The organism is Streptococcus mitis, from assembly GCF_002096845.1.
Taxonomy (GTDB): Bacteria; Bacillota; Bacilli; order Lactobacillales; family Streptococcaceae; genus Streptococcus; species Streptococcus mitis_A.
Window position 1 is genome coordinate 16735 of record NZ_NCVK01000005.1, and the last position, 22550, is coordinate 39284.

Consider the following 22550-nt stretch of genomic DNA (forward strand, 5'->3'; position numbering starts at 1 on the left):
GCATAAGAACAAGGTTTTGAAGACCTGAACTTATGCTTTTTTACGTTCTCAAAGACTGTTTATACTCAAAAAACAGTTGAACAACTTCAACCACCTCTTATAAGAACTTTATACTATTCGAAAATCTCTTCAAACCACGTCAGCTCTATCTGCAACCTCAAAGCTGTGCTTTGAGCAATCTGCGACTAGCTTCCTAGTTTGCTCTTTGATTTTCATTGAGTATTAATTCTCCCTTTCCAACTCATACAAATCTGCGATAATCGCTGCGACACGTTTGATATCTTCCAGCATCCCTCGCATTTCAAAGTCAGCCAAGACAGGGAAACCAAAACGTTGACTGTATTGCTTGGCTGTCAGGCAGTATTGGTTATTAAAGTTACGATTTCCTGAGCCAACCACGCCAAAACACTTACTAGCATTGTCACCATAGGCGATAAAATCCCCCACTGGTGTCGTCAAAATCTCTACATCTCCGTTATCAACGCCATTCCCACCTTCTAGGTAGGTCGGCAAAAAAGCGACATAGGGATGGTCCATTTCATAAAAATCTTGGCCTTCTTTGACCAAATCCTTGATATGAATCTTTTGAACCTCAATTCCCTCGTACTGGGACAAGAGATAGTCTTTCAAGCGCGTCACAAAACTCTCAGTATTGCCACTCAAACTAATATAAACTAAAGAAATTGTCTTCATATTTTCCTCCATGATTTTATTTTTAATCGAAAAAGAACTACCAAGATTGTAACTTGATAGTTCTTTTTTGTCAATACTTAAGCAAGTTCTTCTGTTTCTTCTTCTGCCAAGGCTTTCTGCTGACGCCATATCTTGTAGAAGACAAGGGCTAGGAAGAGAATATTGATGACGATATAGAAAATGCTGACAGCTTTTGAACCAATACTCATTGTCAAACGCATGCTTTCATCTTGAACCAACTGAACAGCGTCCTGTAAACCAACATAGCCATAAATCGAACCGATAATAGCTAACAAAACATAGCCAACATAAGTATAGTTTGCATATTGCAAATTCTTACGAATAAGGAAGACAATCGCTACTACCACTAAAATAGCAGATAGCACAATCAAAGCAACATTAAAAATAGAATGAGATATTTCTGCCACTCTATAGCTATAATTAATGCTATCTTCTACCTGCTGAGCACTGACCCCTGCAACCTGTTTCTGAGCGGCAGCGGCACGAAGGACTTCTTTGCTAGGTATGGGACCCAACATTCCAAACAGAGATGAAACTGAAATAAGAGCAGACAAGATTAGCAAGACCCATAGATAAATCGGTTTCTTTTTCATGATAGAACCTCCTGATGTTATTATTGATATTATAGCACCTTTTGTAAGGGAATACAAGTCTTATAGTATAGTTTCTACCTGTTTTCGGTAGGCTTTGGGAGACTTTCCGCACAATTTTCGGAACACTTTATAGAAATATCCAACGTTACTGTAACCAACAGCATAACAAATATCTTCGATACTGTCACTAGTTGAAAGCAAAAGTTGTTGGGCAGCCTTAATGCGTTGTTTATTTAGTAACTCTGCGAAGGTCGAATTGGTTTCTCGCTTGATCAACTGACCTAGATAGACAGGATTGATAAAAAGATCCTTACTGATATCCTTGAGGGAAAGTTCTTTCTGATAATCACGCCCAATGACTTCTAGCACACTAACCACATTTTCATTCATCCGATATTGCCCAAAGAATCTTGTCAGAGTTTCCTTGATATAAGGAACCAATTCATCGAAGGTTTGAATAGCATGAATGGTTTTGACAATGTCCGTCATATCATCAGCTTTGAGGTGTTCAAACAAGTGGAAGACATCCATGACAAACTGGATAAAAAGCTGTTTGGTAATCGGAACACGCGGTGTATTTTCAAGAACCACCTTCTCCAAGAGGTTCAACTCTTCTACGATTTGATTGAGATTCCCCTGAATGATAACCCTATAAATCGGTTCGTAGTAGGTAAAGAGACTCTCAGACTGTTGTAGATTTACAGAGCCGTAAAAGAGGGCTTTCTCAGCATTCAACTTCCAGCGTTCAAAGTGTTCTTGATAAGGAGCTTCAAAGGGAGTAACGACTAAACCATCTAGGGGTTGATCAGAAATAAAAATCTGCCAGTCTTGACCCAATACATAGTAGGGAATGGTGAAAGAGCCTTGTTTTTCCTTGGATAGACCTATCCACCAATTCTCCTTACCTCCTAGATAACTAACAAATCCAGCCTCATCTAAATCTTGACTAAGGGTCTGACTTTTCTTTCCTCTCTCGCCGAGCTGACCTGCAATCTTCTCCAGCAGATTTCCCAACTCTACCTTATCAACAGGCTTGACCAAATAGTCCACCACACTAAGGTTCATTGCTCTTTTGACATAATCAAACTCCTGATAACCTGAAAGCAGGATATAGGCAGCATCTGGTAAGATTTCTTTCATCTCCCGAATCATATCAAGCCCTGTTTTGTCGGGCATATTGACATCGGAAATGACCACATCAACAGGATTTTCCTGCACATATTCGAGGGCTTCATCGGCATGTCTGGCTGTTGCGACAACCTCCATATCCCACTTATCAAAGGGGATCAAACGTTTCAGACCTTCTGTCACCATGTACTCATCATCTACTAATAATACTTTATACATTTTCTCCCTTTCTACTCATCTTGAATTGTAATACGATACTGAACACCTGCTTGCTCTGCCGACTCTATAGTAATGCCATAGCGGTCCCCAAAATAGAGCACAAAACGCTCGTGTACATTGGCAATCCCGATAGACTGCCTTTGGGCACTGTAGCTGGCTTGGTGTTCAAAATGTCTCTGACTTAATTTTTCTCGAATATTTGCCAGTTTTTCAACCGACATTCCACGGCCATTATCGACCACCAAAATTTCTACAAAACTATCCTGTTTAAGCGCCTTGATGCTAATCACATTATCTGTCCGTCTATGGTCAACACCATGTGCGAAATAATTTTCTACCAGTGGTTGCAAGGTAAACTTGGGAATCTTCATATTCTCTAACTCTGGATCTATCTTGAAACCATAGGCAATGGACTTGGGATAGCGAACCATGCAGAGATAGCTATATTTACGGCAAAATTCTAATTCCTGTTTGAGAAGAGTTTCTCTTTCGTCGGAAATATTGTTACGCAAGAGACTACTGAATTCATAAATGATATCTGCTAACTCATCTTGACTCTGCATAACTGCATACATGCGCAAAAATTCCAGCGTATTATACATAAAATGAGGATTGATTTGCGCCTGTAAGGCTCGCATATTGGCATCTTTTTGACTAAGCTCTAACTGGTAAATATCATGGATATTCTTTTCCAAGCGATCCAACATATCATTGGTGGTCTCTGAGATTAAGAGCAATTCCTGATCCTTTTCAAGTGTGTCAATGCGAAGACCTTCTTGTCCTTGGGCAATAGCATGGATGGAATCCACCAAATCCACTACCTGCTTTTGATAATTTGAGAAAGTCTTCCTCAAAGTCAGATAGAGAATGACAATAAAGAGAAGGCTCAAGCCCACAATCAAAGCAGAGCTAGTCACTGTTCCTTGTAAAACAAAGTTTTTGGGAACTGCCACCTGAACCTGATAGCCATGAGAGGTCACACCGACAAACCAGTTTTCATGCTCCCTATTGACCTTCTCACCAATATGAAAAATCTCCGTATCAAAAGGCGATGTCACAGTAACAGCCATCGGGATATGACCTCGGGTATTGTCTACAGCATGGTATAAGATTTCTGGATCCAAGGAAATATAAACAACCCCTATCGATTGATCCGTCGCTGGGTCTAAAATAGGCACTCCAAAACTATTGGCCTCTGGTTTAAAACCTTCCGCAAGTACCGAATGACCACCTCTCTCATTTCTGCTCGAAACATAAACTTCTTTAAAGTCCTGCAAGACGATTGCAACACCCGTTATATAGTCATTCTGAACATATAGATCATCGATATTTTCATACAGAGAAATAGAAGTTGACGAAGCTGCTTGATGCTCCAACAGCCAATAAAAATATTCAGAAGTTGACAGGCTAAAGTACTTATAAACCCCTTGTATCCGGTCTTGATTGGCTACTAAATCTTGTGCTAGCTGGGCTGACTCGCGATAATAATATTCCACCTCTTCGACTGTTCGAGTAGTTACACGCTGGGCTACTCTCTGAGCTTCCTTTTCCCGTGAATCCCAGTCAGCATAGGAGAGTAAGATTGCAAAACTCGCAATAATAATCATCATAACTGAACTGTAGGTTCTCAGAAGCGTATGTAGCCAAAACTGCTTCATTCTATTTTGTCGCCAATTTTTCATGGATACTTTCATAGACCGGTTCCAACATATCACTGATAAAGAAATGCCACATCCCAATTCCTACAAAGAAAAGTAGGGCAGGCATATAGTAACCAATTGCCACAAGTAGCACAGTTCCAAGGAGAACCTTGGCCACAGCCGCTAAGCTCATAAAGATGCCAATCAAGGATAGTTTGAGACTATTTCGATAAGACAAGTCAAAATAAACTTGCAATTTCAAAGATACTGTATAAGCCAAAAACAGCAGGGCAACTACTAGAACATTTAAAAAGGTCGCAATCAAATGAATAATAGTCTGATGAGGCAATTGCACCAAGAGATACAGGCCATAGACCAAAACTAGATCCACCCCTAAAAAGCTATAGAAAATCAGGTTGCTTGAGACAAAATTTTGCTTATAAAGAGACCAAGCCTCCTTCAAGCTGTATTCCCGAAAGCTATAACCATGTTCAGCATATAGGCTCATCAAGGTGGCGCTAGTCGGCGCTAGACCAAGGATAATCCCTCCTGCTAAAGTTAATAGCCAAAAGAAGGCTGTCGCAATCATCCCTAAAAAGAAACGATTAAAGACAAAGTCTAAAAATCTCCCCATAATATCCTCCTAAAAATAACTATGAAACTATTATATCACATTTCAAGCGTTTTCAAAAACTTCTATTTTCCATTTACAATCCCACCAAACCGTGGTACAATGAGAATTGTGAGAAAATTATCAGGAGACAATTCATGAAAAAATCTATCTTAACTACACTTCTTTTTGCAGTTCTTTACTTCCTCTGCATGGGGATTGGTGTCCTTTTGGGCAATCTCTTTGACCAAGCTGGAAACATGTTTTATGCGCCTGCCTTTACTGCCCTTGTCGGCGGTAGCGTCTATATGATCCTAGTCGCAAAAGTTCCGCGCTTTGGAGCCATTACCACTATCGGCCTTGTTATCGCCCTCTTTTTCTTGGGAACTAAACACGGTGCCGGTGCCTTCCTTCCTGGAATTATCTGTGGTCTCCTAGCAGATGCAGTAGCTAACCTCGGAAAATACAAGGACCAAACTAAGAATTTCCTTTCTTTCATACTCTTTGCCTTTAGCACATCAGGACCAATCTTACTTATGTGGATTGCCCCCAAAGCCTATATGGCAACCCTTCTAGCAAGAGGAAAATCCCAAGAATATATCGACCGTATCATGGTCGCGCTAAATCCTGGAACCGTCCTTCTATTTATCGCAAGTATTGTCATCGGAGCCCTAGTGGGTGCCTTGATTGGACAAACCTTGAGTAAAAAATTTGCACAGAAAATCTGATAAATAAAAAAGAGCCAGGCGGCTCTTTTTTATTTATGGCTCAATTTCTTGGTAAAGAAATCTCCCAAGAATTGGATCGCAAAGATAATCAAAATGATAATGATGGTTGCCAAGATAGTCACATCGTGATTGTAGCGGTTAAATCCATAAGCGATGGCTACGTTACCGATACCACCAGCTCCAACTGCCCCCGCCATGGCTGTTTCACCGACTAGTGAAATCAAGGTTACAGTCGTCACACGGATCAAATCTGGAAGACCTTCTGATAGGTAAACACCTACGATATCCCAGAATGTCGCCCCGCTCGCTTGAGCCGCCTCAATGACACCACCATCTAGCTCAGCCAATACCACCTGTACTTGACGGGCAAAGAAGGCAAAGACTGCAAAAGATAGCGGTACGATAGCCGCATTTGGACCAATGCTTGTTCCTACGATTAGATGAGAGAAGGGTGACAAGACTGCCAAGAGGATGATAAAAGGAACCGCACGGAAAATAGAGGTAATCTTATCCAAAATCCAGAAAACGACCTTATTCTCCAAAACACCACCTGGCGCTGTCAAGACAAGGAAGAGACCTGCCACTAATCCCAAGAAACCTCCGATGATGAAGGAAAGAACTGTCATATAAAGGGTTAGGTAGATGGCTGTTCCCCAGCCTGCTTGACCAGCCCAGCCCATCTTATAGACATTTGGTAAATAGGTTTGAATCAATGATTCCATCTTACTGTCCTCCCTTCAATACTTTTAGTTGTACGCCTGCTTGACGAATGGCTTCTTGGGCACCTGCTAGCGCTGCTTTTTCACCTGACAAGACCACAACTAATTCTCCAACAGGAGTGCCATCGAGGATTTCGATATTCCCATAGAGGATATTAGCTGTTACTTGGTAATGTTTATATAATTCATTCAAAAGTGGTTCGTCTGTTGAAGCACCTGCATACTTGAGTTGCACCAAGATACTGTTTTCAGACAAGTGTTCCACGATTTCTTGCTTCTCAATCTTGACCATGGCTTCATCAATGCCAGTGGCTGTTGAGATAAAGTCTTGGGTCAAAGGTTGTTTAGGATCTGAGAAGATTTCAAGAACACTACCCTCTTCAATCAAATGCCCATCCTGCATGACTGCTACACGGTTGGCAATATCTTTGACAATCTGCATTTCATGCGTAATCAAGACAACGGTCAAGCCTAATTTTTGGTTCAAATCTTGCAACAAGGCCAAAATCTGCTTGGTTGTCTTAGGGTCAAGGGCAGAAGTTGACTCATCTGAAATCAAGATTTTTGGATCATTTGCCAAGGCACGCGCAATGGCCACACGCTGTTTTTGCCCTCCAGATAGTTGTGAAGGATAGTTTTCAGCACGGTCTGCCAGGCCAACCAAGTCCAACAACTTAGCTACTTTAGCCTTCTTTTCTTCCTTGCTAAGTCCAGAGTGTTTAAGGGCAAAGGCTACATTCTCCTCTGCTGTCTTTTGGCTCATCAGGTTAAAGTGTTGGAAGATCATCCCGATGTCTTGACGTTTACGACGTAACTGCTCCGCCGTCAAGGTGACCTTACCATCAAAAATCACATCATCGTCAATGGTAATTTTCCCTGCAGATGGCTTTTGCAAGAGGTTAATTACCCGTACAAGGGTTGATTTCCCTGCTCCAGAATATCCAACGATTCCGTAGATATCCCCTTCTTGGATGTGAATGGTCACATCCTTGACCGCTGTGATGGTTCTCTTCTTTTGGTGAAAAGTCACATCGATCTGATCTAACTTGATAATATCTCTACTCATAGCTTCTAATCAGCTCCTCTACTAATTCAATATGGGTGTAGTAATCGGCGATTCGCACATTTTCATCTCCACCGTGGTCTCGGCTATTGGCATTTCCTAGACCGAAGGCCACCATTGGCACCTCTAGGGCATCAAAGACCGTATGCATAGGCCCTGTCCCCGCTGTCGTCGGCAAGACTGAAACGCCCTGTGGATAGAATTTCTTGGCCAACTCGATCACATTGAGAATGGCTGGCGCGCTCATATCGCTGCGATAGCTCATCTCTCCCAAGGTATAGTATAATTCTACCTTATCAAAGCCATTTTTGTCTAGCTGTTTCCGAATTTTTTCCAGAACATCATGCGGTTCTAAGCCCGGAACCAAACGAACCTCTAGCTTAGCACTGGCTTCTGCTGGCAAAATCGTTTTGACTCCTTGTCCTTGATAACCTGACTGAATCCCTTCGATATTAAGGGCTGGCTCGAAAAAGAAACGTTTTAGAAAGGCTGCACGGTCCTCTTGTAAGAGAGGCAATTCCAAACCATAAATCTGGCTGATTTCCCCTGGATTTCGTTGAGCATAGGTGTCCACCAAGGCCAATTCTCGTTCATTGGGCTCTTGTACTTCTTCGTACAAACCTTCAACCAAGATACGGCCATCTGCTGCACGAAGAGACTGTAGAGCTTGAAGGAGGTACCAGGGAGCTGACTCCACAACCCCACCATAACTGGAATGGATATCGACATCAGCGCTTTTTACCTTGGCATCAAAGGTCACAATCCCCTTATTTCCACCAGAAATTTCTAGCTGTTCCAAGGCATTTTTGGTTCCTTGTTCCCAGACCAACAAATCTGCCCCACGGAGTTTGTCCGCGTGTTTTTCCAGATACTTATCTAGGTCTGTTGAAGCCGATTCCTCCGCTCCTTCCATAATAAAACTGATATTGACAGGCAGGTCATCGTGGTGCTTCATATATTTTCTCAAAGCACTCAAACGAGCTGTGATATGACCCTTGTCATCGTCAACCCCACGCCCATACATAAAGCCATTGCGGACTGAAAGAGTAAAAGGATCTTCTGTCCACACCTGATCCCCATCAGCTGGTACAGTGTCATAGTGGTTATAGAAAATCAAGGTCTTGGCATCTGGGCGCGAACTCTTGAAATGCGCCATAACAAAGGGCGCCGTATAAGTCTCATCAATCTCCACTTCAGCCCCAACACGTTTGAAAATCTCACCCAGATAATTTGCGACTTCCTTAAGTCCAACCTGCTGGGCAAAGACTGATTTCTTAGAAATCAAGGTACGCAAAACCTCAAAATAATGCTGGGCTACATGATCATTTTCAAATTTTTCAATCTGTTCTTGTTCGCTAGGAAAAACCATATTCTCTCTACCTTTCTATGAACTACTTTTTTTGACAATCCCTGCTCTATACAAAAGCAAGAGGTGGAATTCTCTCTCCCACCTCCCTGTTTCTTATTACCAAACTGGTTGATCCAAACCGTCTGATGTTTCTTCGATAACTTTTTTCACTTCATCTGTATGGTAAGCTGCAACAACTTTCTTGATAGCATCAGCCTTAGGTGATGATTCCCAATCTTTTTTCGCAACGATGATGTTGTACCATTGTTTTGAATTTTCATCAGCTTGTTCTTTGAAAAGTGCTTTCTTGTAGTCCAATTTTGCTTCTGTAACGAAGGTATTGTTTACAACGGCAGCGTCAACTGATGACAATGAACGAGCTGTTTGGCTAGCGTCCAATTCAGTGATTTTCAAGTTCTTTGGATTTTCTTTGATGTTAGCAACTGTTGCAAGAGCAGTTCCAGAAACATCCAATTTAATCAAGCCAGCTGATTGGAGCAAGTAAAGCGCACGGCTTTCGTTTGTAGCGTCGTTTGGTACAGCAATTTCTCCATTTGCTGGGATGTCTTCTACTTTAGTGTACTTGTTGTCACTTCCATTCAAACCTGAGTAAAGGCGAATTGGAGAGATGTAAGTATCTGCAATCGCTACAAGGTCTTTTCCGTTTTCTTTGTTCCAGTTGTTCAAGAAGTTGTAATGTTGGAAAGCGTTCAAGTCTACTTCGCCATCAGCAGTTGCCTTGTTTGGTTGTGAGTAGTCTGTGAACTCTGTAAATTCCAAAGTGATACCGTCTTTTTTAACCAATTCTTGGATTTTGTCCCAACGTTTTTCTTCAGAACCGCTACGGTTAACCGTTGCGATTTTGATAGTTGTTGCATTGTCTGCTTTCTTTTCTGAGTTTCCGCAAGCTGCAAGAGCCAAACCTGCGACTGTAGCAAGGGCTGCTACACCAAGCCATTTTTTGATTTTCATGATTCTTTCTCCTTAAAAATAATACCGTACTAGTATCTCACAATTTGTTTGATTTCACAAATTGTTATTAGATAGTCAGATATATAGTTTAAAGCTATATCCCTAAAAACTGAGAAATCACCCATCTTAGTCAGAATGGATGATTTCAAAAAATTATTTAATATCAGCTTCTGCTGGTAGGTAAGTATCGCCGAAGAATTGTTTAGACAATTTTTCAAGAGTTCCGTCTTTGTAGAGTTCTTGGATACGTTTGTCTACAAATGATTTCAACTCATCTTGACCTTTAGCAAGAAGTGGGTAAACGTAAGGTTGTTGGTCGCTTGGAAGTTCGATAACTTTCAAGTTGTCCAAACCTTGGTTCTTGATGACTGTTTCAACACCGATTTTATCAAAAATCTTGTAGTCAAATTGGCCATCGCTCAAGCGTCCCATGATTTGTTGGAAGTCAGCTCTAGTATAGTTAAGGACAGTTGGATTATCTGAGTGTTGTTTGTTGTAGTCTTCTAACTGTTTAGCAGATGTTGTCCCTTGAACAACTTCTGTTGATTTTCCACCGATATCATCAAGCGATTTGATGCTAGAGTCGTCTTTTTTCACTACAAGAACGTTAGGGTTTTTAGCTGTTGGAGCTGCATAAAGGTATTTTTCAGCACGTTCTTTAGTGTAGCTGATGTTGTTAACAGCCATTTGGTAACGGTCAGCGTCAAGACCCGCAAAGACACCTGACCACTCTGTCTTCTCAAACTTGACATCATACTTGTCAGAGTCTTTAAAGATAGCGCGAACTAGTTCAATCTCATAACCAGTCAATTCACCATTTTCTTCATAGTTGAATGGTTTTGGTGAAGCATTGGTTGCAACGATAATTTCTTTCTTGCTAGCTGCTTCTCCTTCTTTCTTAGCACCACCTGAGCAAGCTGCTAAAACACCTGCAGCAACAAGTCCTAGGGCAGCAAGAGATGAGTATTTAACGATTTTTTTCATGTCATTTCCTCCAAAATAGAATACCTTATAATCTTAACAGAAAAAGAGCATTTACGCCATTATATGATATCTATCTCTGTGATAGGTTTTCTTTATGGCTGATTTATACTCAATGAAAATCAAAGAGCAAACTAGGAAGCTAGCCGCAGGTTGCTCAAAACACTGTTTTGAGGTTGTAGATAAGACTGACGAAGTCAGTTACATATACCTACGGAAAGGCAAAGCTGACGTGGTTTGAAGAGATTTTCGAAGAGTATTAAAAGACCAAACGCAAGACTGCAATTAAGACCACGCCAAAGAGAACTGTTCCGACTAGATTGCGGTAGCGAAAGGCTACCCAAGCTGTTGGAAAGACTGCTAAGAAGTCCAGCCATTTGATTTGAGGAAGACTACCAACCTTGCCTGTCACTACGCTTGAAAGAATCAAGGCAAAGATAATAGAAACAGGCAAGAACTTCAAAAAACGCTCAACGATCGCAGGCAGGCCCTTATACTTGACTAAGATGAAGGGAATCATACGGGGAATCCAGGTCACCAAACCAGAGAAAATAACTGCTAATAAAAGATACTTACTGACCATCTAAAACCACCCCCATTGTACAACCAAGTAGCGTCGCAAAGAGAACAGCTAGTGACTGAGACACCACTGTTAAGAGTAAAAAGAAGGACACCGCAACAACTACTAGGATAATGAGCAGATTGCGGACAGGAATTCGTCTTTGCATAATCTGGAATTGCGAAGCAAAAATTCCGATGAACATCCCAACCAGGGCAAAATCCAAGCCAAAGATTTCTGGATTTGGCAGCAGGCCACCCAGAGCCGTTCCAATAACTGTTCCCACGAACCAAGCCACATAGCTGTTGAGATTGTTTCCGTGCATCCACATAGGATTGACCTTGTCTGTATGGGCTAATTCGCCCATCAAAACGCCATAGGTCTCATCTGTCAAGATACTAGACATACCGATATTGTGCCAGAGACTAGTATGACGGAAATAGGTCGATGCATGCAAGCTCAGCAAAAAGAGACGCAAATTAATCAAAAAAACCGTCATAGCAATAGCTGCCACAGGTGCTTGAACCGCAATCAGTGCCAACATGGCAAACTGGGCACTCCCAGCATAAACAAAGAGGCTCATCAAGCCCATCTCTACAGGTGTCACATAGGGCGCACCGATAATCCCACAGGCCAGTCCGATACTGATATAACCAAGGGCCGTTGGCATGGCTGCCTGCGCCCCCTCCCAAAATCCTTTTTCTTTCATCTTTCTCCTCGTATTGTCTTAATAGGTGGGCTGAAAAGGCTCCAGCCACAGCATGGACTATTATAACACATTCAGGAAAGAGAAAAAAGTCTGCTGATTGTAATCAGACAGACTCCATTTTATTCCATCGTATCAAAGGCGAGACTTGGTTTGGCATTGAGATCCAAGTCTGCATAGTTTTCTTTGTTCCACTCGCTGACGCTGGCATAGGCAATCATTCCTGCATTGTCTCCGCATAGGCGCAGAGGTGGAATGATGACATTGACATCTGTGATTTCAGTTGCTAGGCGTTCTCTGAGACCTTTATTGGCTGCCACACCACCTGCCACGACAAGGGTTTTAACAGGGTATTTCTCCAAAGCCTTCTTAGTTTTTGCCATGAGAATATCCAAGACAGCTGCTTGGAAGGAAGCACACAAATCCTCTGTAGACAGACTTTCTCCCTTTTGCTCGGCATTGTGGTGAAGATTGATAAAGGCGGACTTCAAACCAGAGAATGAAAACTCCAGATTATCCTCCTTAATCATGGCACGGGGAAAATCATAAATATCCTGCCCCTGATGAGCTAGCTCATCAATCTCACGACCTGCTGGATAGGTCAAGCCCATGACACGGCCGACCTTATCATAGGCCTCGCCAACCGCGTCATCTCGCGTTTCCCCAACAATCTTGTAGTCCCCAGCCTCAGAAACATAAACCAACTCTGTGTGTCCACCGCTGACCAAGAGGGCTAGCAAGGGAAACTCCAAAGGCTCCACACTTTGAGCTGCCATAAGGTGACCAGCCATGTGGTTAACAGGGATAAGTGGAAGTCCATGTGCCCAAGCAAAGGCCTTGGCAGCTGACAAACCAACTAGCAAGGCTCCAACCAAGCCTGGTCCATAGGTAACAGCCACAGCTGTCACATCGTCTTCGGTAATCCCTGCTTCTGCCAGAGCCTCCTCGATACAGGCTGTAATGACCTCGACATGGTGACGACTGGCTACTTCTGGCACTACGCCCCCAAAACGTTTGTGACTCTCAATTTGACTCGCAATGACATTGGACAAGAGCTCATTGTCGTTTTTCAAGACGGCGACACTGGTCTCATCACAGGATGTCTCAAATGCCAAAATATATCTATCCTTCATCTATTTCTCTCTTCATGATGATGGCGTCCTCGACTGGATCATGGTAGTAGGCTACTCTCTCCGCGATGACTGCCATTTTTTCTTTCTTGTAAAATGCTTGCGCTCGGTGATTTGACTTTCTGACTTCGAGGAAAATCTCCTTGTCTGTCGGTAATTGAGCAAACAAGGCTGACGCAATTCCCTGACCCTGATAGTCTCCTTTAACAGCGATTTGCAAGACTTCTGCCTCAAAGATATTTTCCTGCACAGCTAGAAATCCAATCACTTCTACCCCATCATAAGCCAGAGCATACCAAGTCTGATCTTGAGCCAGGTCTGCTTGGATTTGCTCCAGCGTCCAAGGACTGACTGAGTAAACATCCACCATGACAGCGTAGATGGCTTGAGCCAGTTCAGGCTGTTGTTGGATTCGTTTGATTTCTATCATAGGCGTTTAATGTAAGACTCACCAGACTCTGTATGGTTCTTAAGCCAGTTTTCCTCAGCCTCGACACGCTTGAGGTAGTTCGGCACAAAGTCGTGCAAGGAGTCTGCTTCCTTGTCCCAAGCCAAAAGAGCCAGATTGGCTGCATTTGGCAAGGTTTCTTTGTAATTAGTCCTTGGCAAGTGTTCTTGAATCTGCTCCACAAAGGGGCCAACTTCTCCGACAAAGGTTACCTGACTAGCGCCCTTGATTAGCTCAATCACTCGCTCAAAAGGCAGGTGCTCTTCTGGCATGACAGATTTAGCATTTTCATAAAATCCTGCATAAACATTATTGCGACGCGCATCCATCAAAGGGACAAACAAGCCTTCTTGTTGGTAGGGCACCAGAGCCAAGAGGCTAGACATACCAACTAACTCAATGTTCAGAGTATGAGCCAGCGTCTTAGCAGTGGCTACCGCAATTCGCAAGCCCGTGTAGCTACCTGGCCCTTCCGCCACCACGATTCGGTCCAAATCCTTGGGCGTCCAATCCAAACTTGCCATCAAAAAATCAATGGCAGGCATGAGGGTAATACTGTGATTTTTCTTAATATTAATAGTCGTCTCTGCAAGAACCTGCTTGTCCTCTAAAATAGCGAGAGAAAGAGCCTTGCTGGACGTATCAAAAGCTAATACTTTCATAACACATTCCTATCTTTTGGTCTGCTTACTATTATACTACAAAAGCTGGCACATGGGAATTTTCTTTATCCCCAAACAAAAATGCCCCAGCATGAGCAGGGCATCTAAGCATTTAATCCAAAGTAAAATACAAACCAAACGACATAGGTTACGAGGAGGAGAAAAAGCGAGTAGAGAGTCACAAAGGTAATTTTCCACAAGAACTTGGTTTGTCGTTGTTCCAGTTTGGCAAATAGAAGATTCCCCGCATAAACGCAAGCAACAAAAACAATAAAAGCTACCAAGCGAGCTCCGATAGCAAAAGCAAATAAGTTATACATAGGGCAACCTCCTTGACTTAAAAACTATATGGAATTATGACAAGCAATAAATTCCACTCCCGTTATCAATATAACACATTTTCTTTGTTTTTGCAAGCGCTTACTAAAGAAATCGTCCTGTGACTTTCTCGTTTCCGTCTTTTACTAATTTTTCATTTTGTGGTATAATTGAAATAATTGTAACGAATCAAGGTCAATCTAGACACAAAATGGAATGAAATCAAGCAAATCTATGCTAAAAGTTTGGAATAAGCTGACCTGTAAAATAGAAAGGAACTATATGATTTACAAAGTTTTTTATCAAGAAACAAAAGAACGTAGCCCACGTCGTGAAACTACACGCGCACTTTACCTAGACATCGATGCCAGCTCAGAACTTGAGGGCCGTATCGCTGCTCGCCAACTTGTCGAAGAAAATCGCCCAGAGTACAACATCGAGTATATCGAACGCTTGTCTGACAAATTGCTAGATTACGAAAAAGAAACTGGCGCCTTCGAAATCACGGAGTTCTAATATGGCCTATACTCTTAAACCTGAAGAAGTCGGCGTTTTTGCCATCGGTGGTCTGGGAGAAATCGGGAAAAACACTTACGGAATTGAATACCAAGACGAGATTATCATCGTCGATGCTGGGATTAAATTCCCAGAAGATGACTTGCTTGGTATCGACTATGTTATCCCTGACTACTCTTACATAGTAGACAATATCGACCGCGTCAAGGCTGTTTTGATCACACACGGACACGAGGACCACATCGGTGGGATTCCATTCCTGCTCAAGCAAGCAAATGTCCCTATCTATGCTGGACCACTTGCCTTGGCTTTGATTCGTGGGAAACTCGAAGAACATGGCCTCTTGCGCAACGCCAAACTTTACGAAATCAACCACAATACTGAGTTGACCTTTAAAAATCTCAAGGCAACTTTCTTTAGAACGACTCACTCCATTCCAGAGCCTTTGGGGATTGTCATTCATACTCCTCAAGGGAAAATTGTCTGTACGGGTGACTTCAAGTTTGACTTAACACCAGTTGGTGAACCAGCAGATTTGCACCGTATGGCAGCTCTTGGTGAAGAAGGTGTACTCTGTCTCCTGTCTGACTCGACAAATGCAGAAATTCCAACCTTTACCAACTCTGAAAAAGTCGTTGGCCAGTCCATCATGAAGATTATCCAAGGCATAGAGGGACGTATCATCTTTGCATCCTTTGCCTCAAATATCTTCCGTCTCCAGCAAGCAACAGAAGCCGCTGTTAAGACTGGACGTAAGATCGCTGTCTTTGGTCGTTCTATGGAAAAGGCCATTGTCAACGGAATCGAGCTTGGCTACATCAAAGCTCCTAAGGGAACCTTTATCGAGCCAAATGAAATCAAAGACTACCCTGCAGGCGAGGTTCTCATCCTCTGTACAGGTAGTCAGGGGGAACCGATGGCTGCCCTCTCTCGTATCGCCAACGGAACCCACCGTCAGGTACAACTCCAACCAGGTGATACCGTTATCTTCTCTTCTAGTCCAATCCCTGGAAACACTACTAGCGTCAACAAGCTAATCAACATCATTTCTGAAGCTGGTGTTGAAGTTATCCACGGTAAGGTTAACAATATCCATACATCTGGACACGGTGGTCAGCAAGAGCAAAAACTCATGCTCCGCTTGATTAAGCCAAAATACTTCATGCCTGTCCACGGTGAATACCGCATGCAAAAAGTCCACGCTGGACTAGCAGTGGATACTGGTGTTGAGAAGGACAATATCTTTATTATGAGCAATGGTGATGTGCTTGCCCTTACTGCTAACTCAGCTCGTATTGCAGGTCATTTCAACGCCCAAGATATCTATGTAGATGGAAATCGTATCGGTGAAATCGGCGCAGCTGTCCTCAAAGACCGTCGTGATCTATCTGAAGACGGTGTCGTTCTAGCAGTCGCAACTGTTGACTTCAAATCGCAGATGATTCTGTCTGGCCCAGACATCCTCAGCCGAGGCTTTGTCTACATGAGAGAGTCTGGTGACTTGATCCGTCAAAGTCAACGTATCCTCTTCAATGCAATTCGTATCGCACTGAAAAACAAGGACGCTAGCGTTCAATCTGTCAATGGTGCCATTGTCAACGCTATTCGCCCCTTCCTCTATGAAAATACAGAACGTGAACCGATTATCATCCCTATGATTCTCACACCAGATGAAGAATAAGTCAACAAAACAGCCCCGATTTTTCGGAGCTGTTTTTCTCTATGCTTTCTTTTGAGATTGAAACTCAATAAAAATCGAAATCAGACTAGAAGGCTAGGCGAAAGCATAACTTGAGTTAGCTCCCATAGTTCGGGGAACTATGGGAGGCTGGAGATGAATCAAAGCCAAGCTTTGAACTCATTCGTAAGAAGCCGACGACGTATCATTTTGATTTTTGAAGAGTTTTAGAAATACTACGATTTTTACCTTCCAGATACACCATCAAAATAGAAATATCTGCTGGGTTTACTCCCGAAATACGGCTGGCTTGGCCGATGGTTTCTGGATTGATAAGTTTGAACTTCTGACGGGCTTCGGTTGCGATAGAATCAATGTCATCCCAGTCGATATTGGCTGGAATGCGTTTTTCTTCCATGCGTTTCATCTTGGCAACCTGGTCCATGGCTTTGGAAATATAGCCTTCGTACTTGATTTCTGTTTCAATCAATTCGATAATCTTGTCATCCAAATCCTCTGCTGCTGGTCCGATGAAGGCCACCACATCTTGGTAAGACACTTCTGGACGGCGAAGGAATTCCTTGGCTGTCACTGCATCGGTCAACGGCTTGAATCCCATCTCCTCAACCTTAGCATTGGTTTCCTTGACTGGCTTGAGTTTGATGCTGTCTAGGCGCTTCATCTCATTGTCAAATTGATTTTTCTTGATTTCAAATCGAGACCAACGTTCATCGTCCACAAGGCCAATCTCACGTCCCATCTCTGTCAAACGCATATCGGCATTATCATGACGGAGAATGAGACGGTATTCAGCACGACTGGTCAAAAGGCGATAAGGCTCAATCGTTCCCTTGGTCACCAAGTCATCAATCATCACCCCGATATAACCGTCACTTCGTTTTAGAATCAACTCATGTTTACCTTGGATTTTCAGAGCCGCATTGATACCAGCTATAATCCCTTGGCCTGCTGCCTCTTCGTAACCTGACGTTCCATTTGTCTGACCAGCAGTGAAAAGACCTGAGATTTTCTTGGTTTCCAGAGTCGCACGCAACTGATGTGGCAAGACCATGTCATACTCAATGGCATAACCTGTTCGCATCATCTCAGCATTTTCCAAACCTTTGATGGAATGAACCAAGTCACGTTGCACATCCTCAGGCAGACTGGTTGATAGGCCTTGAACATAGACTTCCTCTGTATTGCGCCCTTCTGGCTCAAGGAAAAGTTGGTGGCGTTCCTTGTCCGCAAAGCGCACAATCTTGTCCTCAATCGACGGACAGTAACGAGGCCCCACTCCCTTGACCACACCTGTAAACATAGGCGCACGGTGGAGGTTATTTTGGATAATCTCATGACTGGTACCGTTAGTATAGGTCAACCAACATGGCACTTGATCCTTGACATAATCTTCATCACGTGAAGTGTAGGAGAAGTGATTAGGTGCTTCGTCTCCTGGCTGAATCTCGGTCACATCGTAGTTGATAGAAGAAGCTTTAACACGTGGAGGCGTTCCTGTCTTGAAACGACCGATTTCGAGGCCCAATTCCTTGAGATTATCAGCAAGGTTAATAGACGCTAGGCTATGGTTAGGTCCTGATGAGTACTTGAGGTCTCCGATGATGATTTCCCCACGGAGAGCAGTCCCTGTCGTCACGATAACAGCCTTGGCAGCATATTCTTGATGGGTCGCTGTACGAACACCGACAACCTTACCATCTTCCACCAAAATCTCATCAATCATGGTCTGACGAAGGGTCAGATTTTCTTGATTTTCAACCGTCTTGCGCATTTCCTTAGAGTAAAGTTCCTTATCAGCCTGCGCACGAAGGGCACGGACAGCTGGCCCCTTACCTGTGTTAAGCATCTTCATCTGGATGTAAGTCTTGTCAATGGTTTTGGCCATCTCGCCACCGAGGGCATCGACTTCACGCACGACAATCCCCTTGGCAGAACCACCGATAGAGGGATTACATGGCATGAAAGCCAGCATTTCAATGTTGATAGTCGCAAGTAAGACCTTACAACCCATACGGCTAGCGGCCAAGGAAGCCTCAACCCCAGCGTGTCCCGCACCGATTACAATAATATCGTATTCTTCAGTAAAATTATATGTCATTTCTTAACCTTTCAAAAATTTCTCGTAAATAAGGAACTAACTTCTCCTCCTCTAGAGCTTGATCCATAGTAACCCATTTAAAGTGTGTATGCTCTTCAGGATCTAAGCTGATAATTGGCTTCTCCCCAACCCACTCTGCTTTATAAACTAAGCGAGTAAAGACCGTATCCTTAGAGGTATCCAGTTGACTATCTTCGTGAAGAAGTTTGAGCGAACTGCTATCTAGTCTAACTCCCGCTTCTTCAATACATTCTCTAAGAGCACCATCTCGCGGAAGTTCACCCTTTTCAACCCCGCCACCAGGAATATCCCAGTAAGTTGGATAAACGTTGGGTTGTCCTCTTTTAATTTCCGAACGCTGAATGAGCAAATAATCACCACCACTATGAACAAGCACATGGGCAATAAGCTTAACCATCATTTTCTCTCCTATTCCTCAAGATGAATGTGTCTTAGTTGGCCGTCCCAATCTGGCAGGGCTATTTTTAAAAAGGCTGGAACTAGATTGATACCCTCAAGCTTGTCTATGTCAATCCATTCACAGGGCTGCCTTTTCTCATCTTCCTGCATGGTCAATGGGGCATCTTCAAGCAAATCCACCAGATAATGAAACTCGATATTGTGATAGGAAACACCGTCCTGTTCAAAACGATTTTCAACCACGAAAGCTAGTTGCCCAGCTTGAGCTTCGACACCCAGTTCTTCCTTCACTTCACGGACTACCGCGTCTTCCGTGCTTTCATTGACTTGAATCGCACCGCCAATAGTGTAATACTTGCCCTTATCTTTGGTGACTAGAAGCTTGCGATTTTGGAGAATCAAAGCTGTCGCCCGAACTCCAAAAACCGTATTTTCTACTTTTGTCCGAAAGTCTTGTTGAGTCATTTTTATCCTTTCCCTTAAACGACACAAAAACAGTCAAAACTCCAAAGAAGTGCAGGACAAAAAAGCCTGCAACATCCATGAGCTTTGACCATCATTTCTATTGCTTTTATTATTGTAGCAAATTGAGAAAATTTGTCAATCTAAATGTACTGACAAACTTGTCCATCTCGGTAAGCATTGTCAATCAAACCACCACCTAGACATTCTTCGCCATCGTAAAAGACAACTGCCTGTCCTGGTGTAATCGCGCGTTGCGGTTCCACAAAGATAACCTCTGCCTTGTCTCCTTTGACATGCACTGTCACCTTAGAGTCAGGTTGACGGTAGCGGAATTTTGCTGTGCATTCTAGCGTAAATTCCTCTGGCATGTCACGAGTAAAGTGGACTTGGCTAGCCTCTAGGCTAGTTGACATGAGCGAATCATGGTAGAAACCTTGACCGACATAGAGGATATTCTTGCTTAGGTCTTTTCCGACAACGAACCAAGGGGCATTGTCACCGCCGTGTTGCCCACCGATACCCAGACCACCACGCTGACCGATTGTATAATACATAAGTCCTGCATGCTCGCCCATATCGCGACCATCTACAGTCATCATGCGACCAGGCTGAGCTGGCAGGTAGTTGCTGAGAAAGTTTTTAAAGTTCTTTTCTCCGATAAAGCAAATCCCTGTCGAGTCTTTCTTCTTGGCAGTCGCAAGGCCTGCTTCTTCTGCTAGTCTGCGAACTTCAGGCTTTTCCAAATGCCCCAGTGGAAACATGGTTTTTTGAAGTTGTTCTTGCGAAAGTTGGCTGAGGAAATAGGTTTGGTCCTTGCCATTGTCCACGCCACGCAGCATGTGAACGATGCCATCCTCATCACGCGCTACTCGAGCATAATGCCCAGTCGCTACATAATCTGCCCCCAAGGTCATGGCATAGTCCAAAAAGGCCTTGAACTTGATTTCCTTGTTGCACATAACATCTGGATTTGGCGTGCGTCCTGCACGGTATTCCGCTAGGAAATACTCAAAAACGCGGTCCCAGTACTCTTTTTCAAAATTGACAGAGTAGTAAGGAATGCCAATCTGGTCTGCCACTGCAGCCACATCCTTGTAATCTTCAGTCGCCGTACAGACGCCGTTTTCATCTGTGTCATCCCAGTTCTTCATGAAAATACCGATCACATCGTAGCCCTGCTCCTTGAGCAAAAGAGCCGTCACCGACGAATCGACACCACCACTCATCCCCACGACAACACGTGTTTTAGAGTTATCACTCATGATAAGTCTCCCATCTATTCGTTTATTCACGATTGAAGGTCGTGTGTGCTTCACGATTGAAGGTCGCTTGAGCAGTATTCATTATAACATGCTTGGTTGGAGAAGACAAGAAAGAGGCTGTCAATCGACCAACCTCTTATTCTGAACCTATCAATCTAGCACTTTTTACCTTCATTCGCTTTCTTAGCAACTGCAATCTGGTATTTCACTTGGTCAAATCCTGTACCTCCCAAGGAATTTCGTCTTTGAACAGCAGTTTTAGGTTGCAAGTAGACATAGATATCCTCGGCAATGAGAGAATGATAGGTTTGTAATTCCTCCAAAGTCCAATCTTGAATATTTTTAGCAGACTTGATAGAGTCTAACACTAATCTTCCCACAACCTCATGAGCTTCTCTAAATGGCAAGCCTTTCCCTGCCAAATAATCTGCCAACTCAGTCGCATTTGAAAAGTCCTTCTCTGTCGACTCTTGCATTTTTTCCTTATTTACCTGCAAGCTAGATAACATACCTGCCAATACATCAAGGGAATTTAAAATCGTTTCGACCGTGTCAAACATTCCTTCCTTATCCTCTTGCAAATCCTTATTATAAGCTAAAGGCAAGGACTTCATGACTGTCAACAGTCCAAACAGATTCCCATAAACTCTGCCAGTCTTTCCTCGAATCAACTCAGCCATATCTGGATTTTTCTTTTGTGGCATAATAGAGGAACCTGTTGTAAACGTATCTGACAAGGTAATGAATTGGTACTCAAAGCTACACCAATTGATCATTTCTTCGCAAAAACGACTCATATGCATCATGAGTATGCTAGCATTGGATAGAAATTCTAAGATAAAATCGCGGTCACTAACAGCATCCAAAGAATTTGTATAAGGTTGCTTAAACTCTAACAAATCGCTAGACAATTGGCGATCAATGGGGAAAGTCGTTCCTGCCAAAGCTGCCGCACCTAGAGGGCATAGGTCTGTATGCTTCTGGTTAAATTCAAAGCGTTCACTGTCTCTTTGAAACATATTGTAGTAAGCCATCAGGTGGTGGGCAAAACTAATAGGCTGGGCATGTTGCAGATGGGTATAGCCCGGCATGATCGTCTCCACATGATTTTCCGCCAAGTCTAATAAAACACCCTTGAGATGAACCAGTTTATCTAGGACATGGCCTAGTTGTTCCTTGAGATACAAGTGCATATCTGTCGCAACTTGGTCATTTCGAGAACGAGCCGTATGTAACTTCCCTGCAAGGGGACCAATTTTTTCTGTCAGCAATACTTCCATATTCATGTGAATATCTTCGTTTGCAATATCAAAATCAAGTTGACCTGCCTCTAGCTCTTCTAGGAGCTCTTTCAAACCTTCTTGAATCTTTTCTGACTCCTTCAAACTCAAAATGCCCGTCTGGCCCAACATCTGAACGTGGGCTAAAGAACCAATCAAGTCAAATTTAGCTAATTTCTGGTCAAAAGATATACTCGCACCAAAGCGCTCTACCCAGTCTTCGACAGTACCTTCAAAGCGACCACCCCATAATTTTGTATTCTTAGCCATAT

Annotated in this window: 25 protein-coding genes; 4 read left to right on the forward strand and 21 right to left on the reverse strand. The window is 43.1% G+C overall.

The window, feature by feature from the left end; translation table 11 throughout:
• Window positions 1-222: 222 nt before the first annotated feature.
• From nrdI to B7695_RS01600, 5 genes are all read right to left on the reverse strand, one after another.
• Window positions 223-693 (reverse strand): class Ib ribonucleoside-diphosphate reductase assembly flavoprotein NrdI, encoded by a 471-nt coding sequence (nrdI, locus tag B7695_RS01580; protein WP_000849610.1) that lies wholly within the window; start codon window positions 691-693, stop codon window positions 223-225.
• Between the two features lie 77 nt (window positions 694-770).
• Window positions 771-1307, reverse strand: coding sequence for an ABC transporter permease (locus B7695_RS01585; RefSeq protein WP_192855705.1), 537 nt, complete (start codon window positions 1305-1307; stop codon window positions 771-773).
• Between the two features lie 60 nt (window positions 1308-1367).
• Entirely contained in the window at window positions 1368-2654 is a 1287-nt protein-coding gene (locus tag B7695_RS01590; protein ID WP_084889443.1) for a response regulator transcription factor, read from the reverse strand.
• Window positions 2655-2665: 11 nt separating this feature from the next.
• Complete coding sequence (locus tag B7695_RS01595; RefSeq protein WP_345788985.1) at window positions 2666-4336, reverse strand: sensor histidine kinase; 1671 nt, start codon at window positions 4334-4336, stop codon at window positions 2666-2668.
• Complete coding sequence (locus B7695_RS01600) at window positions 4314-4928, reverse strand: YesL family protein (RefSeq protein WP_084889445.1); 615 nt, start codon at window positions 4926-4928, stop codon at window positions 4314-4316. The genes B7695_RS01595 and B7695_RS01600 overlap by 23 nt, the downstream gene beginning before the upstream one ends.
• Before the next feature lie 134 nt (window positions 4929-5062).
• Between B7695_RS01600 and B7695_RS01605 the strand changes: the two genes are divergently transcribed.
• Window positions 5063-5632 (forward strand): MptD family putative ECF transporter S component, encoded by a 570-nt coding sequence (locus B7695_RS01605; RefSeq protein ID WP_084889446.1) that lies wholly within the window; start codon window positions 5063-5065, stop codon window positions 5630-5632.
• 29 nt (window positions 5633-5661) lie between these two features.
• On the opposite strand, the gene B7695_RS01610 is transcribed toward B7695_RS01605, so the two are convergent.
• The 5 genes from B7695_RS01610 to B7695_RS01630 all read right to left on the reverse strand — a co-directional run bounded on the left by B7695_RS01610 (window position 5662) and on the right by B7695_RS01630 (window position 10718).
• Entirely contained in the window at window positions 5662-6354 is a 693-nt protein-coding gene (locus tag B7695_RS01610; RefSeq protein ID WP_084889447.1) for a methionine ABC transporter permease, read from the reverse strand.
• A gap of 1 nt (window position 6355) precedes the next feature.
• A complete protein-coding gene (locus tag B7695_RS01615) occupies window positions 6356-7417 on the reverse strand; it encodes a methionine ABC transporter ATP-binding protein (RefSeq protein ID WP_000085662.1) in 1062 nt (353 codons plus the stop codon).
• Window positions 7410-8783, reverse strand: a complete 1374-nt coding sequence (locus B7695_RS01620) for a M20 family metallopeptidase (RefSeq protein ID WP_084889448.1) — start codon at window positions 8781-8783, stop codon at window positions 7410-7412. Before B7695_RS01620 ends, B7695_RS01615 begins: the two co-directional genes overlap by 8 nt.
• A 96-nt stretch (window positions 8784-8879) precedes the next feature.
• Window positions 8880-9734: a MetQ/NlpA family ABC transporter substrate-binding protein gene (locus B7695_RS01625; protein ID WP_020902669.1), complete on the reverse strand. Its 855-nt coding sequence runs from the start codon at window positions 9732-9734 to the stop codon at window positions 8880-8882.
• Window positions 9735-9887: 153 nt separating this feature from the next.
• Window positions 9888-10718 (reverse strand): amino acid ABC transporter substrate-binding protein, encoded by an 831-nt coding sequence (locus tag B7695_RS01630; protein ID WP_084889449.1) that lies wholly within the window; start codon window positions 10716-10718, stop codon window positions 9888-9890.
• 94 nt (window positions 10719-10812) lie between these two features.
• Between B7695_RS01630 and B7695_RS11040 the strand changes: the two genes are divergently transcribed.
• Window positions 10813-10956, forward strand: coding sequence for a hypothetical protein (locus B7695_RS11040; protein ID WP_158086393.1), 144 nt, complete (start codon window positions 10813-10815; stop codon window positions 10954-10956).
• An 18-nt stretch (window positions 10957-10974) separates the two neighbouring features.
• On the opposite strand, the gene B7695_RS01640 is transcribed toward B7695_RS11040, so the two are convergent.
• The 6 genes from B7695_RS01640 to B7695_RS01665 form a co-directional block, all read right to left on the reverse strand.
• Entirely contained in the window at window positions 10975-11298 is a 324-nt protein-coding gene (locus tag B7695_RS01640; protein WP_000253936.1) for an AzlD domain-containing protein, read from the reverse strand.
• A complete protein-coding gene (locus B7695_RS01645) occupies window positions 11288-11983 on the reverse strand; it encodes an AzlC family ABC transporter permease (protein WP_084889450.1) in 696 nt (231 codons plus the stop codon). The genes B7695_RS01640 and B7695_RS01645 overlap by 11 nt, the downstream gene beginning before the upstream one ends.
• A gap of 119 nt (window positions 11984-12102) precedes the next feature.
• The gene (gene tsaD / locus B7695_RS01650; RefSeq protein ID WP_084889451.1) at window positions 12103-13113 is read right to left on the reverse strand and encodes a tRNA (adenosine(37)-N6)-threonylcarbamoyltransferase complex transferase subunit TsaD; all 1011 of its coding nucleotides are present in this window, start codon (window positions 13111-13113) and stop codon (window positions 12103-12105) included.
• Window positions 13103-13540 (reverse strand): ribosomal protein S18-alanine N-acetyltransferase, encoded by a 438-nt coding sequence (rimI, locus tag B7695_RS01655; protein ID WP_084889452.1) that lies wholly within the window; start codon window positions 13538-13540, stop codon window positions 13103-13105. The genes tsaD and rimI overlap by 11 nt, the downstream gene beginning before the upstream one ends.
• Window positions 13537-14220 (reverse strand): tRNA (adenosine(37)-N6)-threonylcarbamoyltransferase complex dimerization subunit type 1 TsaB, encoded by a 684-nt coding sequence (gene tsaB, locus B7695_RS01660; protein WP_084889453.1) that lies wholly within the window; start codon window positions 14218-14220, stop codon window positions 13537-13539. Before tsaB ends, rimI begins: the two co-directional genes overlap by 4 nt.
• A gap of 104 nt (window positions 14221-14324) precedes the next feature.
• Window positions 14325-14540: a hypothetical protein gene (locus tag B7695_RS01665; RefSeq protein WP_000282475.1), complete on the reverse strand. Its 216-nt coding sequence runs from the start codon at window positions 14538-14540 to the stop codon at window positions 14325-14327.
• 280 nt (window positions 14541-14820) lie between these two features.
• On the opposite strand from B7695_RS01665, the gene B7695_RS01670 reads away from it, so the two are divergent.
• Together B7695_RS01670 and rnjA are read left to right on the forward strand one after the other, a co-directional pair.
• Entirely contained in the window at window positions 14821-15054 is a 234-nt protein-coding gene (locus B7695_RS01670) for a DNA-dependent RNA polymerase subunit epsilon (RefSeq protein ID WP_000639575.1), read from the forward strand.
• A gap of 1 nt (window position 15055) precedes the next feature.
• The gene (gene rnjA / locus B7695_RS01675) at window positions 15056-16735 is read left to right on the forward strand and encodes a ribonuclease J1 (RefSeq protein WP_084889454.1); all 1680 of its coding nucleotides are present in this window, start codon (window positions 15056-15058) and stop codon (window positions 16733-16735) included.
• Window positions 16736-16937: 202 nt separating this feature from the next.
• On the opposite strand, the gene mnmG is transcribed toward rnjA, so the two are convergent.
• The 5 genes from mnmG to argH form a co-directional block, all read right to left on the reverse strand.
• Entirely contained in the window at window positions 16938-18851 is a 1914-nt protein-coding gene (mnmG, locus tag B7695_RS01680; RefSeq protein ID WP_084889455.1) for a tRNA uridine-5-carboxymethylaminomethyl(34) synthesis enzyme MnmG, read from the reverse strand.
• Window positions 18841-19272: an NUDIX hydrolase gene (locus B7695_RS01685; protein ID WP_084889456.1), complete on the reverse strand. Its 432-nt coding sequence runs from the start codon at window positions 19270-19272 to the stop codon at window positions 18841-18843. Before B7695_RS01685 ends, mnmG begins: the two co-directional genes overlap by 11 nt.
• An 8-nt stretch (window positions 19273-19280) precedes the next feature.
• Window positions 19281-19736: an NUDIX hydrolase gene (locus B7695_RS01690; protein WP_192855706.1), complete on the reverse strand. Its 456-nt coding sequence runs from the start codon at window positions 19734-19736 to the stop codon at window positions 19281-19283.
• A 140-nt stretch (window positions 19737-19876) separates the two neighbouring features.
• On the reverse strand, window positions 19877-20998 hold the full coding sequence (gene mnmA, locus B7695_RS01695; RefSeq protein ID WP_084889458.1) for a tRNA 2-thiouridine(34) synthase MnmA: 1122 nt from the start codon (window positions 20996-20998) through the stop codon (window positions 19877-19879).
• A gap of 155 nt (window positions 20999-21153) precedes the next feature.
• A complete protein-coding gene (gene argH / locus B7695_RS01700) occupies window positions 21154-22548 on the reverse strand; it encodes an argininosuccinate lyase (protein ID WP_084889459.1) in 1395 nt (464 codons plus the stop codon).
• Between the last annotated feature and the right edge of the window lie 2 nt (window positions 22549-22550).

Excerpts from the sequence above, each read along its gene's own strand:
- B7695_RS01620 (WP_084889448.1), bottom strand. The coding sequence starts at position 8,783 with ATGGTTTTTCCTAGCGAACAAGAACAGATTGAAAAATTTGAAAATGAT.
- B7695_RS01625 (WP_020902669.1), bottom strand. The coding sequence starts at position 9,734 with ATGAAAATCAAAAAATGGCTTGGTGTAGCAGCCCTTGCTACAGTCGCA.
- B7695_RS01615 (WP_000085662.1), bottom strand. The coding sequence starts at position 7,417 with ATGAGTAGAGATATTATCAAGTTAGATCAGATCGATGTGACTTTTCAC.
- rnjA (WP_084889454.1), top strand. The coding sequence starts at position 15,056 with ATGGCCTATACTCTTAAACCTGAAGAAGTCGGCGTTTTTGCCATCGGT.
- tsaD (WP_084889451.1), bottom strand. The coding sequence starts at position 13,113 with ATGAAGGATAGATATATTTTGGCATTTGAGACATCCTGTGATGAGACC.
- B7695_RS01585 (WP_192855705.1), bottom strand. The coding sequence starts at position 1,307 with ATGAAAAAGAAACCGATTTATCTATGGGTCTTGCTAATCTTGTCTGCT.
- B7695_RS01690 (WP_192855706.1), bottom strand. The coding sequence starts at position 19,736 with ATGACTCAACAAGACTTTCGGACAAAAGTAGAAAATACGGTTTTTGGA.
- mnmA (WP_084889458.1), bottom strand. The coding sequence starts at position 20,998 with ATGAGTGATAACTCTAAAACACGTGTTGTCGTGGGGATGAGTGGTGGT.
- B7695_RS01610 (WP_084889447.1), bottom strand. The coding sequence starts at position 6,354 with ATGGAATCATTGATTCAAACCTATTTACCAAATGTCTATAAGATGGGC.
- B7695_RS01595 (WP_345788985.1), bottom strand. The coding sequence starts at position 4,336 with ATGAAAAATTGGCGACAAAATAGAATGAAGCAGTTTTGGCTACATACG.
- B7695_RS01670 (WP_000639575.1), top strand. The coding sequence starts at position 14,821 with ATGATTTACAAAGTTTTTTATCAAGAAACAAAAGAACGTAGCCCACGT.
- B7695_RS01640 (WP_000253936.1), bottom strand. The coding sequence starts at position 11,298 with ATGGTCAGTAAGTATCTTTTATTAGCAGTTATTTTCTCTGGTTTGGTG.
- rimI (WP_084889452.1), bottom strand. The coding sequence starts at position 13,540 with ATGATAGAAATCAAACGAATCCAACAACAGCCTGAACTGGCTCAAGCC.
- B7695_RS01590 (WP_084889443.1), bottom strand. The coding sequence starts at position 2,654 with ATGTATAAAGTATTATTAGTAGATGATGAGTACATGGTGACAGAAGGT.
- mnmG (WP_084889455.1), bottom strand. The coding sequence starts at position 18,851 with ATGACATATAATTTTACTGAAGAATACGATATTATTGTAATCGGTGCG.
- B7695_RS01630 (WP_084889449.1), bottom strand. The coding sequence starts at position 10,718 with ATGAAAAAAATCGTTAAATACTCATCTCTTGCTGCCCTAGGACTTGTT.
- B7695_RS01605 (WP_084889446.1), top strand. The coding sequence starts at position 5,063 with ATGAAAAAATCTATCTTAACTACACTTCTTTTTGCAGTTCTTTACTTC.
- B7695_RS01645 (WP_084889450.1), bottom strand. The coding sequence starts at position 11,983 with ATGAAAGAAAAAGGATTTTGGGAGGGGGCGCAGGCAGCCATGCCAACG.
- tsaB (WP_084889453.1), bottom strand. The coding sequence starts at position 14,220 with ATGAAAGTATTAGCTTTTGATACGTCCAGCAAGGCTCTTTCTCTCGCT.
- B7695_RS01685 (WP_084889456.1), bottom strand. The coding sequence starts at position 19,272 with ATGATGGTTAAGCTTATTGCCCATGTGCTTGTTCATAGTGGTGGTGAT.
- B7695_RS11040 (WP_158086393.1), top strand. The coding sequence starts at position 10,813 with ATGGCTGATTTATACTCAATGAAAATCAAAGAGCAAACTAGGAAGCTA.
- argH (WP_084889459.1), bottom strand. The coding sequence starts at position 22,548 with ATGGCTAAGAATACAAAATTATGGGGTGGTCGCTTTGAAGGTACTGTC.
- B7695_RS01600 (WP_084889445.1), bottom strand. The coding sequence starts at position 4,928 with ATGGGGAGATTTTTAGACTTTGTCTTTAATCGTTTCTTTTTAGGGATG.
- nrdI (WP_000849610.1), bottom strand. The coding sequence starts at position 693 with ATGAAGACAATTTCTTTAGTTTATATTAGTTTGAGTGGCAATACTGAG.
- B7695_RS01665 (WP_000282475.1), bottom strand. The coding sequence starts at position 14,540 with ATGTATAACTTATTTGCTTTTGCTATCGGAGCTCGCTTGGTAGCTTTT.